Raw genomic sequence first — 16072 nt, 5'->3', positions numbered from 1 at the left:
CTTCCACAAGGGCTTCTTCATAAGTTCTTGAGTACGAGTGCGGGTATCGCTGGTTTTGCTTGCTCACCACCTTTGCCCCGTTGTCCTCGCGAAGGCGGGGACCCATAGAGACGCTCACATCCTCATGTGCCTGTTCGAGCGACGTTCCTCAGAATCGACCGGACTATGGGTCCCCGCCTTCGCGAGGACGACGGAGGCAAGGCATCCCGGAAGTGAACTTCCGGCGCCCGCCCTCAAGTACGGCTTATAACTCATCACTTGTCCTCGCTCGCGAGCAATGCCAGCTTCGCCTTCAGCAAGCCCGGCTCCAGCACGTTGCGCAACTCCAGCAAACCCTTGCGCTGCGCATCTGCTTCAGCATCGATTTCCTCGCGCATCTTTTTCCATCCGGCCGGGGCTTCCGCCTTGAGCTGGGCGTAGATACGCAGGCTTTCGTTCGCATCCGCGCGCGCTTCGGACAAGGCACGTGCCTGCGTGCGGAACCCGTCCGAGATCCGCGTTTCGAGCCGCTGCCCGCCTTCGATCGGCCCTCTCTCGCGATACTGCTGCCAGCGCGCCTGCGCCCTGCCGGCCAGTTCCCGTGCGTGGTCGAGCGCCTTGTCGCGGACACGGCCGATGTCGGGCGCTACGGCGCGCACGAAATACACATCTTCGTCCGGATCCAGACCGCTGTAGAAGGCGAGCAGGCGCTCTTCATAGCCTTTGGTGTTTCGCGACTTCTGCAAGGCAGCAAAAGCGTCGACGATCTCCTTCTTGTGCTGCAGTTCCTTCTTCGCCGCATCGCCCCATGCGCCCTCGCCCATTTTCTGCAAGCCGGCGAAGGCCTGCCCGCTGTCGCCGGCTTGCCATGCTTTTCGCACGGTCTGGTATTGCTGCACGACTTCGGCGGGCGGATAGCGATTGCCGGACATCAGCGCGCTGAATTTTTCCTGGAATGGCGGCGTGGAAAATTTCGCCTTCTCCTGCAGCGAGACCAGCCGTGCCAGGTTCCGCTCGCGCACCAGGCTCTCAGCTTCGGTGTAGCGCCGCACGTCCTGCCGCACGGCATCGAGGTTGCCCAGGCGCGGATATTTTTCCGCGTAGTCTTTCAGCACGGAGTCCAGGTTTTCCGGCTGGTCCTGTTTCAATGCATCACCGATGGCACCCTTCAGGCGATCGATGGCGGCAAGCAGTACGGCTTCATCGCTCTGCAGTTTGCGCAGGTGGCTGAGCGCTTGCGCATAGGGATCACGGAATTCCGGCACAGCGGCAGCAATCGCGGCAAACGCACGCTGGTGCGCGGGCGGGTCGTCGTCCCACTGCCTGAGCAGCCCCTTGATCCGATCCTCATCCACGTAGATGCGCACCGGCGCATCCGGCCCGCCACGCGACGCGATGAAGTTTTCCAGCCTGCCCATCCAGGCCATCTCGGCAAGCACCGGCTGCATGTCGCTGTTATGGCGGCCGCGCCGATTCATGTCTGCGAGCGCGGCGTCCGCACCGCGGAAGTTGCCGGACTTCAGCAGGGCCAGCCAGCCCGGCACGGCGGCCTTGAGCAAGGCTTCCGTGCCCATCGCCTTGATTTCGGCGTTGTCGGGGTCTTGTGCGAGGTAGGTATCGGCAGCCTCGGCCGCGTGCGCATAATCCCCGTCCGCCATCATTTCCTTCAGATCGCGCTTGCCAGACCCATTGAAATACAGGGCCGCGGCAAGGACGGCGATCAGCGCCGCCACGATGGCGCCGGCGCGTCGGACGCGCGGCGCCATTTCCTTGTGCTCGCCCCCGCTGAACGCCTCCGCCAGCCCAGACAGGAAAATCCATGCCCTGCCGCGCGGCGCATGCTTGTCGTCGCCGTCTTCCTCCTGGGGCTTCGGCGCTTCCGCATTCAGCTCATCCTCCTGCTGCGGCGCGTGATCGACGCAGAAGATATCGAGGAAGGAGTCGGCCGCCGCAACGAAGGTGGTCTTGTCGGCATCGGCCGTTGGCCGTTCCGGCGCGCGCACGGCCTGGCTCAGCCTGGTGATCGTGGGATCGGACTCTTCCTTCTGCAGGCTCACCTTGTACACGAAATGGTGACCGCCGAATGCGAGCACGTCCCCATCTTCCAGCGGCACCGCGTGCTCGTCCAGGCGTTTGCCGGCGACGAAGGTGCCGTTGGTGCTGCCGAGGTCCTCGACGAAGGGCGAGCCGCCTTTCAGGAAAATGTGCGCATGACGCCGCGAAATATAGTTCACCTGGTGCGGATAGTCGTTCTTGTAGCGGGAGAACACTTCGTCGGCCTTGCTGACCAGGAAGGGAAAACGCGTGACCACGATGGGTTGCAGCCCGAGGTCGCCGCGCTCGGGCGTCAAGGTGAGGCTGACCAGTTTCGCCGGGCGGCCGCGCATTTCCGCCCGCACCCCGAGATGCACCTTGAACGACAGCGTGCCGCCGAAGCAGATCAGGTCTCCGTTGCTCAGCCGCGTGATCTTCTGCTGCACGTTCACGCCATTGACGGTGGTGCCGTTCTTGCTGTCGAGGTCGGCGATGTACACACCGCCCTGTTCGGAAAAGATGCGCGCATGGCGGCGCGACAAGTCGGCGACGACCTCCGGCGGATAAGCATCGAACGGCGGCTCGGTGCGCCCGATGGCAAACAGATTTTCGTCTATGCGGATGCTGCCCAGCTCCGGATGGGAGACTGGCTTGAGCACGATGTCGAACTCCTGACCCGCGGCTGCTTGCGTGTCAGCGATCGTTGCCTGATTCGATGCCATAGGTTGATGTGCCTGCCCATTACCGGCTGGCGTTGCGGACGTCTTCCGGCGGCCAGCCGCCGCCGAGCGCCTTGTACAGCGTGACGGTGTCCGAGAGGATCTGCTGGTGGTTGGCCAGCAATGCCAGCTGTGCCGACAGCAGCGAGCGTTCCGTTTCAAACACCTCGAGCTGGGACACCAGCCCTTCCTTGAGCTGCGCCTCGACCTGCGCGGCAACCACCTTCAGATGATCGATCTGCTGCTGCAGTTCGGTGCGCTGCTTCTTGTGCGCATCCAGGTTCACCAGCGCATTCTCGACTTCCTCGAATGCGTCGATCACCGTCTTGCGGTACTGCTCTTCCGCCACCTTGGCTTGCGCTTCGCTCGTTTTGATGCGTGCCTTCACGCCAGGATCGAAGATCGGAATGTTGATGCTGGGAAGAAGGCCGAAGGTAAAGGACTTGAGCAGGTCGGTGAGCGCGAAGCTGGATGTACCGCCGCGCCCGGTCAGGCTGATGGACGGCAATTGCGCGAGCTTGGCCTGCCCGGTGAGGTCGTAGGATTCCAGCACGCGGTACTCGGCGGCGACAATGTCCGGCCGCCGCTTGAGCAGTTCCGCCGGAAGGCCGGCCGGCACGACCGGCAATTGCACTCTTTCCTGCAAGCGGCCATCCGGCACGCGGAACTCGCCGGCGGGCGTGCCCAGCAAGGTGGCGAGCGCATTGCCGGCAAGCTCGCGCGCCCGGCGCAACTCCAGCAGGTCGTTGGTCAGCCGGTTGATTTCGGCACGCTGCTGCAGCACGCGCGTATTCGGCAGCAAGCCGTTCTTGTACATCGCTTCATAGATGCCGAGGATCTGCTTGTTCTTCTCCAGCGTCTTCTGCTGCTGGTCGATCTGTTCGTCGAACTGCAGGATCTGGAAATACGTGGTCGACACATCCGACACCAGCTTGAGGTAGCCGGCGCGCCAGTCGGCCTCGGAGGCGCGGAATTCTGCTGTCTGCGCCTGCACGCCCTTTTCCACCTTGCCCCACACGTCCACGTCCCAGTTGACCTGCGTGCCGAGGTTGAACTGCTTCGTGAATTTCTGGCCGGTACTCTTCTCGAAGCTGGCGCCGGCGCCGGCGTCCAGCGTGGGCAAGGCGCCGGCGCGTGCTTCACCGACCTGCGAATTCGCCACCTGGATACGCGCGGCGAGGATCTTGACGTCGAAATTGCCGTGGATCGCCTTGTTCACCAGCTGATCCAGGTAGGGATCGCGGAACTCCCGCCACCAGTCGGGCGCGATGGCCTGTGCGGCCGATGCCTGCGGATTCTGCGATTGCGTCCACGACGCCTTGGCGGGCGCTTCCGGGCGCTGGTAGGCAGGCATGCTCACGTCGGCGCACCCTGCCAGCAAAGCGGCGCCCAGCCCGGTGACGATGACTTGCCTCATGACCAGCTCCTGGATTCGACAAACACATTGAACAGCCTGGGATCGATATGCCCCGCGCGGCATTCCTCCGACATCATGTCGAGCGCCGCTTCCACCGGCACCGCCTTCTTGTAGGGACGGTCTCCTGCAGTGAGCGCATCGAAGATGTCGCTGATCGTCAGGATCCGGGTCTGGATGCTGATCTGATCGCCGCGCAGCCCCATCGGATAGCCCGAACCGTCGAGCTTCTCGTGATGACCATGGGCAATCGCAGGTACACCGGAAAGATCGCGCGTCCAGGGAATCAGGATCAGGAAGGAATAAGAATCGGCCACATGCGATTCGATCTGCCGCCGTTCTTCCGGCGTCAGGCATCCCTTGCCCACGCTCAGCGCGGAGAACTCCCACTCTTCCAGCAGGGGCGCGCCCACCCCGTCCGGATCGTGCCAGGCATAGTGCAGAACCTCGCTGAGGTCGGGCGTCCCGCCGGCGGCATGAGAGATGGCGGGCTCATTGGCGCGCCGGATGCCATCGAGGAAGCTGTCGAGGCGGGCGAATTCTTCACCCAGGCTTTGCTCGATCCTCTGCTTCTCCTCGCGGAACGACGCCATGCTCAGTTCATGCAGTGCGTGCTGCTCCACCAGGTGACGGTAGGCCTGGCGCTCCAGGCAGGAACGTGCGTACTTGAAGCGTTGCTCCAGCATGCGCATGTCGGCATGGTGCAGCTTTTTTTCCTTGCGCAATACATGCTCGCGCACACCGACCTTGCCGAAGTCGTGCAACAGGGCCGCATAGCGGATTTCGCGGATCTGGTCGTTGCTGAACAACACTTTCTGCAATTCGGGCGTGTCGCAGCGGTCCACCGCCTGCGCCAGGCGCACCGCGCAATCCGCCACCCGGAATGAATGGCCGGCAGTCACCGGGTCGCGTTCTTCAATGGCCTGCACCGAGGCGCGCACGAAGCCGTCCAGCAGCTGCTCGATATCGGAATACAGCTGGAAATTCTTGAGCGCGACGGCGGTCTCCGCGCAGACCCCGGTCAGCATCTCCAGGTCCTGTTCCTTGAAAGCATAGGGATCGGACGAGGTATCGACCTGGATCAGTCCGAGGCATTCGCGCTCGAGCAGCAGCGGCACGCACATCACGCTGCGGATCGCCTGTGAAATGATGGAATGCTGGCTGCCGAAATGGCGGTCCGACAAGGTATCGACCGAGAGGATCGACTGTTTCTTTTCGAGCACCTCGCCGATGATGGTGCGCGACAGCTTGACCCTCTCGGGATCCATCGCCACGCCATCGCGCCGCGCGGCGGCGACCGGCACCGGCTCCTCGCCCTCGCTCTTGCGCAGCAGGATGAAGGCGCGTTCGGCCAGCGGGAAAAGCTCGAAGATGAAATTCATGATCTTCTCGGTCAGCGTCTCGCGGCTGGTGACCGCACCCAGCGCAATGCTCACCTGCGCCATCGCATGCAGTTTCTGCACGGTGCGCTGCACGTCACCCTGCGTCGAATCGGGCGATGATTCCAGCATGCGCGTCAGGTCGGAAGCGTCCACCGCCTTGGCGATTACGGTGGTCGTGTTTTCCCGCGCCGGCACCAGCAGGGAGTGGAACACGATGAGTGCCGAAGAGATGCTGATCTCGTCGCCATCATTCAACGGATGCCACGCGCCGGGGCGCAGCCTCTCCTCGTTGACGAACGTGCCATTGAAGGAATGCAGGTCTTCCACGAAATAGGTGTCGCCGCGACGGCGAATGCGCGCGTGCCGGCGGCTGACGGTATGCTCGGGGATGCACATGAATTTGTCCGCCGCGAGAGAATCCTGCGGCTCCCTGCCGATCACGACTTCGTCATGGATCGGGAAGACGGTCGGGATTCCCGCGCCTTCGCCCGTCACTTCGAGATACGCCGTCACCGCACCGACCGGTTCGGCCAAACTTGCTGCATTTCCCATAGCACTGCCCTTGGAGGCGATGAACAAGCCGTGCTGCGACAGCCTCTTGGCAGAATCAGCCAGACAGGATATTCACCGAGAAATTTTTGACACTGCCCTGCAATCGCGGTTCCGACCCTCGGCAACGCTCATTTGACGGTGATCGTGATCTTCTTCGAATAGATCGGCGGGTTGTGCGGAATGTGGTTCTCATCACCCATCAGCAATTGCAGGGTGTGCTTCCCGGGCGGCAGTTCCACCGTGGTTTCCGTTTCACCCGCGCCGAAATGAAGATGATTGCGGTCATTGGGGATCTGCTGGTCCATCGGCGGCAGATCGGTGTCGATCAGAAGGTGGTGATGGCCGGTGTTGGGGAACTTCACGCCCTTGGGAGCGACGCCCATGTCACGCAGCCCGAACCAGACGCGGAAGGGTTTGCCGCCGGCGATGACTTCACCATTGTTGGGCCAGCCTATATAGAGATGGGCATTCGGTGGCGCCGACGTCTCTCCTGCGAAGGCGATGCCGGTGAAGAAGAATGCAATTGCTGCAATGGCCGTAGCGAGTCTAAGCATGGTCGTGCCTCTTTCGTCTCTCATCGCACGGTGACGGTGATCTTCTTCGAATACACCGGCGGATCGTGCGGCCGGTGATCCTGGTCGCCCAGCAGCAACTGCAGCGTGTGCTTTCCTGGCGGGAGTTCGATACGCGCCTCGGTCTCGCCCGCGCCGAAGTGAAGATGGTTGCGGTCGTTCGGGATCGACTCGTCCAGCGGTGGCAGGTCGGTGTCGATCAGCAGATGATGATGGCCGACGTTCGGCATGTTCACGCCTTTCGGCGCGACCCCCATGTTGCGCAGTCCCATGCGCACCCAGAACTTGCCGCCATGAATGACCGTGCCATCCTGCGGCCAGATGAAATAGACATGCGCGTCCTTGGGGGCAGGCGTGCCGGCGCCGTAGGCTGGCGAGATGGCGGGAGGAAGAGAGACCAGGGAGACAAGAGCCACGGCCAGAGCGGAGGACATGATTGCTTTGCGCATGCTGTGCATCCTTTCGGTTTGTCCGCTTCGCGGTGCGGCTGTAAGCCGGGCCCGAATTGCTTGCTGTCAGCGCTGGAACCGGCTCATTCTGCAGTGACGGGAACGCGACAGGTTTTCAGAATTTATCAGAGGGATTCGCCACGATTTTGAAGTGCGTCATAAAGAGCCGCAGAATTATGCGCGAGAGTTCCAAGACGATTGGCAAATGAAGGTCACTCCACGTGTGGCGAAAACTCCTGATCGTTTTATTCGGAGCCTTGTGCTGCAACTGGGCCGGGGCCGATGCCCCTGACCATGAGCGCACGGCAACGCAAAGGCATCTCGCGCTCGTCATCGGGAATGGGGATTACCGCGGCGCACAGCTCGCGAATCCGGCCAATGACGCGCGTGCCATGAGCGACGCCCTGCGCCTGCTTGGCTTCGAGGTGATGCGCTACGAAAACCTGGACGCGCAGCAGATGCAATCCGTGCTTGCGGATTTCCAGCGCCGCCTCGATGCAGGCGGCACCGGCCTGTTCTATTTTTCCGGACACGGCCTGCAGGTTGCAGACAAGACATTGCTGCTGCCCGTCGATGTCGAGGACAAGGCACCGGCCACGCTGCTGAACAAAGGCGTCGACCTCAAGTCGGTGCTCGATGCCATGAGCGCGCCGCGGCCTGCCAAGCGCAACCTTGTCATCCTCGATACTTGCCTGAACAATCCCTTCAGTGCGAGCCGGACGGCAACAAGCCTTGCGCCGCAGGAAACTCTGATTGCCTATGCGACGGCGCCCGGCACGTTCGCCGGCGACACGGCGCACCATGGTCTCTTCACGTCCGCGCTGCTGCGAGCGATGCGTGATCCGGACCAGGACATGACGCAACGCTTCCATCGCGCTGTGGCGGAGGTGCGCGCGGCCAGCAACGGTCGCCAACGCCCCTGGCTGTCGCCAGCGATCTCAGAGCAATCGCGGCTGGATACTGCTCTGGCCATGGCGCCGGATGATGCGGTGACGACGATGCGCAGCCGCGGCGTGCTGCCGAAGGACAGTGCCGAACAATATGAACTGACCTTCTGGGATTCGATCAAGGACAGCAACCACATCAGCGACTACGAAGCCTACCTGCAGGCCTATCCGAACGGCCGCTTCGCCGCGCTGGCGCGCGCGCGCATCGAACGGCTGCGCAAGGCGGCTCCGAAGGCGGAAACGCCTGCGCCTCCCGCGGCGAAAACTCCCGCAGCGAAGTCCCCCGCAGAGAAACCCCGGCCCGCTCCGGCGAAAGCAGCGCCGGCACCGTCACCTGCGCCGTCATCCGCATCCTCACCTGCACCGCAGCCCTCGACTGTGAAATCGGCCGGTGCCGTGAAAGACTGCGCCACCTGTCCCGATCTGGTCGCGCTGCCGGCCGGCGAGTTCACGATGGGCAGCAATACCAGCGATCCTTCGGAGAAACCTGCGCATCGTGTCACGATCGGCACGCCCTTCGCGATCGGCAAATATGAAGTCACCGTCGCGCATTGGGATGCCTGCGCCGACGCCGGCGCTTGCCCGCGTCCCGACAACGAAAATCGGCCAAAGAACACCCCGATGCGCGACGTCAGCTGGGACGATGCCCAGCTTTATGTGAAGTGGCTCGCGAAAGTCACCGGCAAGCCATACCGCCTGCCGACGGAAGCCGAATGGGAATACGCCGCGCGCGGCGGCACCACGACGCGTTACTGGTGGGGCGACCAGATGCAGCGCGGCAAAGCCGACTGCAAGGATTGCGGCGATCCGTGGCAGGAAAACGCGCCGACCCCGGTCGGCTCCTTCGCTCCCAATCCCTTTGGCCTGTACGACACGAGCGGCAGCGTCTGGGAATGGGTGAGCGACTGTTGGCACAACAACTACAAGGGCGCGCCGCACGACGGCAAGGCGTGGGACGAGGCGAACTGCCGCATGCGCGTGATACGCGGCGGTTCATGGCGCGAAGGCGCGAGCTACATGCCATCGACCACCCGCTTCAAATACGACGCCAGCGTGCGCCAGTCGCAGAATGGCTTCCGCGTGGCGAGGGATAACAAGTAGATCGTGCAGATCGAGGGGATGGGCCGACGGTCGGAGCGTTCAGCTACGGCACAACATCGTTTGTCCACGGAAAACACGAAAAACACGGAAAACGTCATGGAACTCTGAGTACTCTATGCGAGACATACCTCTGCGTTGTCGACAAGAGCTGTAAGCGCCTTGTTCAGATCGTCCGTCCATCGATGCGCAATCACGTCCAGACTGACAGAATCGCGCGCCACACAAATACGGTAAGCGCGCCTTGAACTCACCCAAGCACCTTTCCGTGTTTTTCGTGTTTTCCGTGGACAAAAAATAGGACGCAAGCAACAACAGCAACACGTCAACACACCTGTCGCACTCACCCTGATAAGCACTCCCGCGCTCAGCGGGCCCGCGTCGTGATCTGTACGAAATCTACGGCGATCTTGTCGCGGCCGTATTTGCCTGCGATCTTCCCCAACTGCTTTTCGACGAGACGCAGGTAGTCGGCGCGGGTTTCGCTGATCGGACGGACACCATCGAACAGGGGCGCGGGGGTGACGAGCAGGACGATCAGTTCGTTGCCGAAGGGCTTGGAGATGACCCAGTTGCCGAGGCTGCCGATGGTGGCCTTGTAGTTGGCCGGCGCCTGGTTGTCGCGTGAGCGTGGATTGGGCAGCAGGTGTGCGACGCTGCCGTCCAGCACGTAGTAATCGACATAGACGTAGGAGTCATAGCCTGGAGTCGCTATGTCGAGGACCAGCGGATCACCTTCTTTCAGTTCGGCATTCAGAGCACGGGTATGGATCGCAGTCGCGCCGCCCGCCTGCGAGGTTTTTACCCAGTATGGCCCGAGCGCGGAGATGACGCCGCACTCCGCGTCACCAACCTGCCGGACATCGAGCTTGAGATCCTTGACGCCAGGAATCCCATTCAGCGTCTCCTTGAGGCGCGCGCTGCCATAGCTCTTTGCGATGTATCCCTGCACATCGAGTGTATTGCCCTGCACCGACGGCGCCAGGGCCGAGCATGGTACGCCGGACAGGACGGGCGTCACGGCGGCAAGCGTCAGCGGCGCTTCCACTGCAGGCGCTGGCGGCGGTCCGCTGCCGCTGGCTGCCTGCGGTTCGGTGGTCGGCCCGCCCGAACTTGTCGCCGGCGGCAACGCGCTTTCTTCCGGCAGCGTCGATGCCGGTTTCCAGAAATAGTTGATACCCAGCGCGATGACGATGGCGGCCGCGAGCGTCGAACCGGCCATCGCCGCGTACCGCGCGATATGCTGCTCGCCGCTCATTCCCTGCAGGAAGCGCGCGACGGTCGGCGTCCTGGTTTCGCGTTCGAAGGACAGTGCCGCTTTCAGCGCGCGCCATTGGAAGTGCCCGAGGTTCTTCGGCCGTTGCGCGCGCATGCCGGTGTTGCGCGCCTGGGTCGCGGACATCCGGTCGAAGGGATGATGCCCGGTCAGCAGTTCGTAGGTGATGCATGCCAGTGCGTAGACGTCGTCGCGCGGATCAGGGACACGGTGCTCGATCATTTCCGGACTGGCGTAGGCCGGCGTGAGCGCACCGAGGCTGCCCGGGTCGAACACGGTGGCCTCGACCTCCTCCTCCGGCTTCTGGAAGACGCGCGCGATGCCGAAGTCGATGACCTTCACCTCGCCGGAATCGGTGAGGATGACATTGGCCGGCTTGAAGTCGCAATGCACGAAGCCGCGTTCATGCGCATAGGACAGCGCCTTGCCCATGCCCTGGATGATGCGCATCGCGTCCCTGAGCGGCATGCCGGTGAAGCCCGGCGCCCTGAGCAGCCGGCTCAGCGGCTTGCCGGACAGACATTCCATGGTCAGATACACCGTCGACCCGTCACGATCGAAGTCATACACGGCGACGATGTTGGGATGCGCCAGCGTCTGCGCTTTCCGCGCTTCGCGCTGCAGGGCGATCAGCGATTTCGGATGGCCGCGGAACTGCACGTTCAGCACCTTGATCGCGACATAAGGCTTGCGGTCGGATGCTTCCAGCTTGCGCAGGTCGAGCGCCTTGTACACCGTGCCCATGCCGCCAAAGCCGATGCATTCCTCCAGCACGAAGCGCCCATTGAGCGTGTCGCCGACGCCTTTCATGCGCGCCGGTTCCTCGTTGAGGTCACGCTCCAGGTTGCGCATCGAAGGTGAAGTCACGCGCTCGTCAAGGCGGGTCTGCATGCGCGTTTCAGTGGTGCCCGTCTTCTGCTTTTCTTCCAGCAGCCGCTCCACGCGGCGCGCCAATTCAGCATACACGTCGGGCGGCAGCTGGACGCGTGTGTGCTCGTCGTCCAGCAGCTGGAGCAGGTGCGCCGGGCTGGTGTCGTCCGATCCCAGGACGCGATCCACCTGGGCGAAGAACTCCTTGTGCGACAGCCTGCCGTTTTGAAAGGAATGAATCGCGTGTCCCAGACTAGCCATAGGTATCAACTCCCGACGTCCCGCCTTGTTCTTGTTATTCGCGCCCTGCAGATTGCCTTGTCGCGCTTCGCTTCGTCCGGCGCGAACCCAGGCGTGTACTGCTGATTACCATGATTATTCAGACAGATACGGCATCCGTAAATTCAAATCATCCGCATGACTGCCATCGATCAATGTGTTTTCCGTGGTCGAACAGGCGGCCGCATTGTGTTGGGCCGCGCCCGTCATTCCGACTGCGGAAAGCTTGCCGCTTTGGCTGGCCAATGTGCTATCAACGCTGGAATTCACGCGTATTTTCAATGACTTGCGCGCGCCTGCAGTGCCTGTGCCGCAGGCTGGCACACTCCCTGCGATAGTGGCTGTCGAGTGCAACGAAACGCTCACCAGCCAAACCCAATCATCTTTAAAGGAAGACCACCATGAAAACCCTGATCATCAAAGACCTGTCCGTCACCGAAGAACTCGACCGCGATGCCATGGCTGCCGTACACGGCGGCACCGGCATGGGTTCCCACCCCTACTACTGGGGCGGCCCATCGCTGAGCGTAAGCAAGAACGACTTCTCGTTCGACGCCCAGCAACTGCTGTCGCAATCGCAGAACACGCTGGTCAACAACGGCAACAACGTCGCCTTCTCCGACAACATCACCGCCAACGTCAAGCCGACGCAAAACGGCACCAACAAGATCAACTTCGGCTAAACCAGTCGGTGGCGGTGCAGCAAGGTCTGCGCCGCCTGCCAAAAAATGAAAGGAGAATCAGCATGTCCCATATCATGATCCGTGACCTGGCAGGTAGCCAGGAACTCGACCGCAAGGCGCTGGCGGCCATCCGCGGAGGCAATTCCTGGCTGAAAGGGCTGGGACCGGTTGCCAACGTGAACGTCAATGTCAACCAGGACATCACGCAATTGCAGAAGGTCGATGTCAATGCGCTCAACAACGTGGGCGTGATCGGCGCCGGCTTCGGGCCGCTCAAGCTCGATGTCAGCCCGACGCAGTTCGCCAACGCACAGGCGATCCTGTAAGACGAAAGCAGCGGAAGGGTTCCGCTGCTTTCTGCTTTCTGCTATTTGTTTTCCATGCCATGACTGAACACCAGCCCTGCACACCTGTCCAATCAGAAGATCCTTTCCCCCTAAACTGGTGGCCGCCTGCCCACCTTGACCCTAAGGAACAAGCCATGGCTCACATCGTTATCAAAGACCTGCCGGACAGCATGGAACTCGATCGCAAGGCAATGGTTGCGATCATCGGCGGCGCGCGCACCCGTGGCCGCCCGCAAGCGATCGGACGGACAATATTCGGCGGCACACGGATCGTCAATTTCCCGACCGGCTTTGCGCCACAGTCATCCGAGAAAGCAAGGTCGAGGTAATCGCCGCCCTTCTCTGACCGAATCTCCGTCCATATATCCGTCCATATCCCAGCACAGGCCCGCGTGATCGGGCCTGTCGTCTATTCTCCCGCTACTGGATCACGCCGCATACGATGCGCGCTCCGCCGCCGCCAAGAGGCGTCGGCTGGTCGGCGTGGTTATCGCCGCCGGTGTGGATCATCAGGGCATGCCCTTTCACGTCGCTGAGCTTGAGCCTGGGCGCGAGCACCGGGTTGCTGGCGTTGCCCGACATGTCCACGTACAGCGCCGGCAGGTCACCAAGATGTCCGTCTCCCCACGGAAAGCCATGCCGCTTGGTCGACTGCGGATCATAGTGTCCACCCGCCGCAAGTGCGGCAACCATCTTCCCGCCCTGCTCGCCCGGATCACAACTCGGGTTTTCGTGCACGTGGAAGCCGTGGATTCCGGGCGGGAGCCCGGTGAGCGCCGGCGTGAACACCGCGCCATAAGCTGACTGCGTGATCGTCACCTGTCCGACCGGCGCGCCGACACCATTCTCATCGACGAAATTCATCGGCACCGTCAGCTCGGTCAGGCCGGTGTCATTGGCCCTTGCGAGGCTTCCAAGCAGAAGCAGGGCAATGCCCGTCAACATCTTCAATCGCATTTTCATTTTTTCCTTTCTTGATGATCCAGAACGTTTCCAGGCCGCCTGCTGCACACGGGCTGATATCTCCAAACCGGGCCGCGGGGGTTCGCAAGACTGTAGCAGCCGCATTTCCCCTGCTTTTGATGAAGCTCAGCGCAAGCACAGCCTGACCTGCGGCAAGTGCTGGCGCAAGTAAGCCCGTTGTCGCAGGCCGGTGTCTCAGGCTGGCGAACAGTCGCCGAAAAATCTGTTGGACGCGATCCGGCACATCGTGCGCGAGAGGCTTGCCATCGTCTCTATTCAAAGCGTCATCGAAACGAAAATCTCCGCGTGTTTTCAATGACTTGCGCGCGCCTGCAGTGCCTGCGCCACAGGCTGGCACACTCCCTGCGATAGTGGCTGTCGAGTGCAACGAAACGCTCACCAACCAAACCCAATCATCTTTAAAGGAAGACCATCATGAAAACCCTGACCATCAAAGACCTGTCCGTCACCGAAGAACTCGACCGCGATGCCATGGCTGCCGTGCACGGCGGCACCGGCATGGGTTCCTACCCTTACTACTGGGGCGGCCCGTCGCTGAGCGTGAACAAGAACGACTTCTCCTTCGATGCCCAGCAACTGCTGTCGCAATCGCAGAACACGGAAGTCAACAACGGCAACAACGTCGCCTTCTCTGACAACATCACTGCCAACGTCAAGCCGACGCAAAACGGCACCAACAAGATCAACTTCGGCTAAACCCCTGCGGGATGGCGCGGCGCTGGCTGCGCCTCCCTGCGAGAATTAAAAAAGAATCAGCATGTCCAATATCATGATCCGTGAGCCGGACGGCGTTCCGGATGCACGGTGAATGGGCAAGAATGGCAGCAACCAGGCGATCAAAATATTTCGAATTCATATCCAGGAGACATCCCATGGCGGCAATCACCATCAAAGACCTGCGCACGGAGCGCACACTGGATCGCTCGGCAATGTCCTTCATCAAAGGCGGCGGCGCATCCTGGGTTTATGGTTGGATCAGACCCTTTGTTGCAGCCACGCCCGCCTTCGGCCCCGTGATCAATTTTTACCAGATCAATAACTTTGCCGACCAGATGATCAACCAGATCCAGGTCGTCGACGTCAAGAATACGGCGCCCAACTCGAGCATCAACATTGGCCTGGATGAGAACAGCGTGAACAACAAGCATTGATCACTGATTCCCAGAGGTACTCGTGTCGCGTGTAACCGAATTCGCATGGACCTCGTTCTCCTGCTCCCACACTGGCATGGTCCGTCAGGTCAATGAAGATGCCTGCCTCGACCAGCCCGAGCGCGGCTTGTGGGTGGTGGCGGACGGCATGGGCGGCCATACCCTCGGCGACCTGGCCAGCCGCATGGTGGTGCAATCGCTCGGCGCCATTCCGCAACAGGACACGCTGGAAGATTTCATTGTCGAGGTCCGTACGCACCTGCACGACGTGAACCGCCAACTGCGCGCAGAAGCAGCGATGCGCGACGTGCCGATCATCGGCAGCACCGTCGCCGCCCTGCTCGCCTGCGGCGGCCGTTGTGCCTGCACGTGGGCCGGCGACAGCCGGATCTACCTTTATCGCGCCAGCGAACTTCGCCAGCTCACGCGTGACCACAGCCAGGTCGAAGAGCTCAGGCAGACCGGCACCATCAGCGCCGAGGATGCCCTGCACCATCCCGCGCGCAACCTGATCACGCGCGCGATCGGCGCGGCCGACCTGCTCGACCTCGACGAGGAAATGCTGGACGTGCTCGATGGCGACATGTTCCTGCTGTGCAGCGACGGCCTGAGCAATGAGGTCAGTGCGCAGGACATGCATGACGCGCTCGTCTCCGGCAATTGTCGGCAGGCAGCGGAAACCCTGCTGGCACTCGCACTCGACCATGGCGGCAATGACAACGTCTCGGTCATCGTCGCGCGCGCGGAAGACCTCTACAGCACCGAAAAGACCGTGCTCAATCCGGCGCTCTGAAACGCCGCATCGATGCCCGCACCGGTGTAGCGGGCTCCTTTCGCAACAGCTCCTCTGAAAATCAACCCGATTGCGACGCAGATCAACGCCTGTACGCATGGTGCGACGATCATGGAACGACCCTCAGGGGTTCACAGCATGTACGGGCAGACAGGCACCTTCATTGCTCGCAGGACGGGCGCAGAAACTTTCCATCGATGCGAATCGGCGATCCGCGTGGCCATCCACCTGGCAACGTGCGCAGCATGGATGTGTCGGGGATTTTCCAACGCTCCGGGACATCATGGCACGCCCATGTCGGCCGCGGACGGACACGTGCAAGCGAGCCGCGCGATCGCGAGGTGGCATCCGCATCATCGACACACCCGAAAAGCCCGCGCAGGCTTCATTTTTCTGCAGACGGCACTGCATTTTCCCCTCGCACGCGACCGTGCATCCGGTTTTCGCTTGCTGGCATCAAAGCTGCTAGAAATCGCGATTGTCATACCGGCTGCGCGAATGCTTGCACGAGTCCCGCGCCGGATACGGCGCCTTCAAACACTC

15 protein-coding genes are annotated in these 16072 nt (G+C 61.8%); 7 read left to right on the top strand and 8 right to left on the bottom strand.

From position 1 onward, the window contains the following. Positions 1-254: 254 nt before the first annotated feature. The 5 genes from VJ698_RS24360 to VJ698_RS24340 all read right to left on the bottom strand — a co-directional run bounded on the left by VJ698_RS24360 (position 255) and on the right by VJ698_RS24340 (position 7110). Positions 255-2735, bottom strand: a complete 2481-nt coding sequence (locus tag VJ698_RS24360) for an FHA domain-containing protein (RefSeq protein WP_324105419.1) — start codon at positions 2733-2735, stop codon at positions 255-257. A gap of 19 nt (positions 2736-2754) precedes the next feature. Next, on the bottom strand, positions 2755-4149 hold the full coding sequence (locus VJ698_RS24355; RefSeq protein ID WP_324105418.1) for an efflux transporter outer membrane subunit: 1395 nt from the start codon (positions 4147-4149) through the stop codon (positions 2755-2757). Next, positions 4146-6062 (bottom strand): HD domain-containing phosphohydrolase, encoded by a 1917-nt coding sequence (locus VJ698_RS24350; protein WP_324105417.1) that lies wholly within the window; start codon positions 6060-6062, stop codon positions 4146-4148. Before VJ698_RS24350 ends, VJ698_RS24355 begins: the two co-directional genes overlap by 4 nt. 146 nt (positions 6063-6208) lie before the next feature. Beyond that, positions 6209-6634 (bottom strand): DUF4399 domain-containing protein, encoded by a 426-nt coding sequence (locus VJ698_RS24345; protein ID WP_324105416.1) that lies wholly within the window; start codon positions 6632-6634, stop codon positions 6209-6211. 20 nt (positions 6635-6654) lie between these two features. Continuing rightward, on the bottom strand, positions 6655-7110 hold the full coding sequence (locus VJ698_RS24340; protein ID WP_324105415.1) for a DUF4399 domain-containing protein: 456 nt from the start codon (positions 7108-7110) through the stop codon (positions 6655-6657). Positions 7111-7322: 212 nt separating this feature from the next. Between VJ698_RS24340 and VJ698_RS24335 the strand changes: the two genes are divergently transcribed. Continuing rightward, positions 7323-9149 carry an SUMF1/EgtB/PvdO family nonheme iron enzyme gene (locus VJ698_RS24335; RefSeq protein ID WP_324105414.1) on the top strand — a complete coding sequence of 609 codons (1827 nt, stop codon included), beginning with the start codon at positions 7323-7325 and terminating at the stop codon, positions 9147-9149. Between the two features lie 364 nt (positions 9150-9513). Here VJ698_RS24335 and VJ698_RS24330 read toward each other — a convergent pair whose 3' ends face one another. Together VJ698_RS24330 and VJ698_RS24325 are read right to left on the bottom strand one after the other, a co-directional pair. Continuing rightward, positions 9514-11553 carry a serine/threonine protein kinase gene (locus VJ698_RS24330; RefSeq protein ID WP_324105413.1) on the bottom strand — a complete coding sequence of 680 codons (2040 nt, stop codon included), beginning with the start codon at positions 11551-11553 and terminating at the stop codon, positions 9514-9516. A 114-nt stretch (positions 11554-11667) separates the two neighbouring features. Further along, positions 11668-11841: a hypothetical protein gene (locus tag VJ698_RS24325; RefSeq protein ID WP_324105412.1), complete on the bottom strand. Its 174-nt coding sequence runs from the start codon at positions 11839-11841 to the stop codon at positions 11668-11670. Between the two features lie 131 nt (positions 11842-11972). Between VJ698_RS24325 and VJ698_RS24320 the strand changes: the two genes are divergently transcribed. From VJ698_RS24320 to VJ698_RS24310, 3 genes are all read left to right on the top strand, one after another. Continuing rightward, complete coding sequence (locus tag VJ698_RS24320) at positions 11973-12254, top strand: hypothetical protein (protein WP_324105411.1); 282 nt, start codon at positions 11973-11975, stop codon at positions 12252-12254. Positions 12255-12316: 62 nt separating this feature from the next. Continuing rightward, positions 12317-12580 carry a hypothetical protein gene (locus tag VJ698_RS24315; protein WP_324105410.1) on the top strand — a complete coding sequence of 88 codons (264 nt, stop codon included), beginning with the start codon at positions 12317-12319 and terminating at the stop codon, positions 12578-12580. 155 nt (positions 12581-12735) lie between these two features. Beyond that, a complete protein-coding gene (locus VJ698_RS24310) occupies positions 12736-12930 on the top strand; it encodes a hypothetical protein (protein WP_324105409.1) in 195 nt (64 codons plus the stop codon). A 91-nt stretch (positions 12931-13021) separates the two neighbouring features. Here VJ698_RS24310 and sodC read toward each other — a convergent pair whose 3' ends face one another. Next, on the bottom strand, positions 13022-13564 hold the full coding sequence (gene sodC, locus VJ698_RS24305) for a superoxide dismutase [Cu-Zn] SodC (RefSeq protein WP_324105408.1): 543 nt from the start codon (positions 13562-13564) through the stop codon (positions 13022-13024). Positions 13565-13999: 435 nt separating this feature from the next. Between sodC and VJ698_RS24300 the strand changes: the two genes are divergently transcribed. From VJ698_RS24300 to VJ698_RS24290, 3 genes are all read left to right on the top strand, one after another. Further along, positions 14000-14281, top strand: coding sequence for a hypothetical protein (locus tag VJ698_RS24300; protein WP_324105407.1), 282 nt, complete (start codon positions 14000-14002; stop codon positions 14279-14281). 176 nt (positions 14282-14457) lie between these two features. After that, on the top strand, positions 14458-14736 hold the full coding sequence (locus VJ698_RS24295; RefSeq protein ID WP_324105406.1) for a hypothetical protein: 279 nt from the start codon (positions 14458-14460) through the stop codon (positions 14734-14736). Positions 14737-14758: 22 nt separating this feature from the next. Next, positions 14759-15529, top strand: a complete 771-nt coding sequence (locus VJ698_RS24290) for a PP2C family protein-serine/threonine phosphatase (RefSeq protein ID WP_324105405.1) — start codon at positions 14759-14761, stop codon at positions 15527-15529. The last annotated feature ends 543 nt before the right edge of the window (positions 15530-16072 follow it).

The sequence above is a fragment of the Noviherbaspirillum sp. genome, assembly GCF_035254685.1.
Lineage (GTDB): Bacteria > Pseudomonadota > Gammaproteobacteria > Burkholderiales > Burkholderiaceae_D > Noviherbaspirillum.
Note: the sequence above shows the minus strand (reverse complement) of the source record. Positions and strands in the feature narration are given on the sequence as shown.

Excerpts from the sequence above, each read along its gene's own strand:
- VJ698_RS24315 (WP_324105410.1), top strand. The coding sequence starts at position 12,317 with ATGTCCCATATCATGATCCGTGACCTGGCAGGTAGCCAGGAACTCGAC.
- sodC (WP_324105408.1), bottom strand. The coding sequence starts at position 13,564 with ATGAAAATGCGATTGAAGATGTTGACGGGCATTGCCCTGCTTCTGCTT.
- VJ698_RS24340 (WP_324105415.1), bottom strand. The coding sequence starts at position 7,110 with ATGCACAGCATGCGCAAAGCAATCATGTCCTCCGCTCTGGCCGTGGCT.
- VJ698_RS24355 (WP_324105418.1), bottom strand. The coding sequence starts at position 4,149 with ATGAGGCAAGTCATCGTCACCGGGCTGGGCGCCGCTTTGCTGGCAGGG.
- VJ698_RS24345 (WP_324105416.1), bottom strand. The coding sequence starts at position 6,634 with ATGCTTAGACTCGCTACGGCCATTGCAGCAATTGCATTCTTCTTCACC.
- VJ698_RS24310 (WP_324105409.1), top strand. The coding sequence starts at position 12,736 with ATGGCTCACATCGTTATCAAAGACCTGCCGGACAGCATGGAACTCGAT.
- VJ698_RS24360 (WP_324105419.1), bottom strand. The coding sequence starts at position 2,735 with ATGGCATCGAATCAGGCAACGATCGCTGACACGCAAGCAGCCGCGGGT.
- VJ698_RS24295 (WP_324105406.1), top strand. The coding sequence starts at position 14,458 with ATGGCGGCAATCACCATCAAAGACCTGCGCACGGAGCGCACACTGGAT.
- VJ698_RS24300 (WP_324105407.1), top strand. The coding sequence starts at position 14,000 with ATGAAAACCCTGACCATCAAAGACCTGTCCGTCACCGAAGAACTCGAC.
- VJ698_RS24320 (WP_324105411.1), top strand. The coding sequence starts at position 11,973 with ATGAAAACCCTGATCATCAAAGACCTGTCCGTCACCGAAGAACTCGAC.
- VJ698_RS24330 (WP_324105413.1), bottom strand. The coding sequence starts at position 11,553 with ATGGCTAGTCTGGGACACGCGATTCATTCCTTTCAAAACGGCAGGCTG.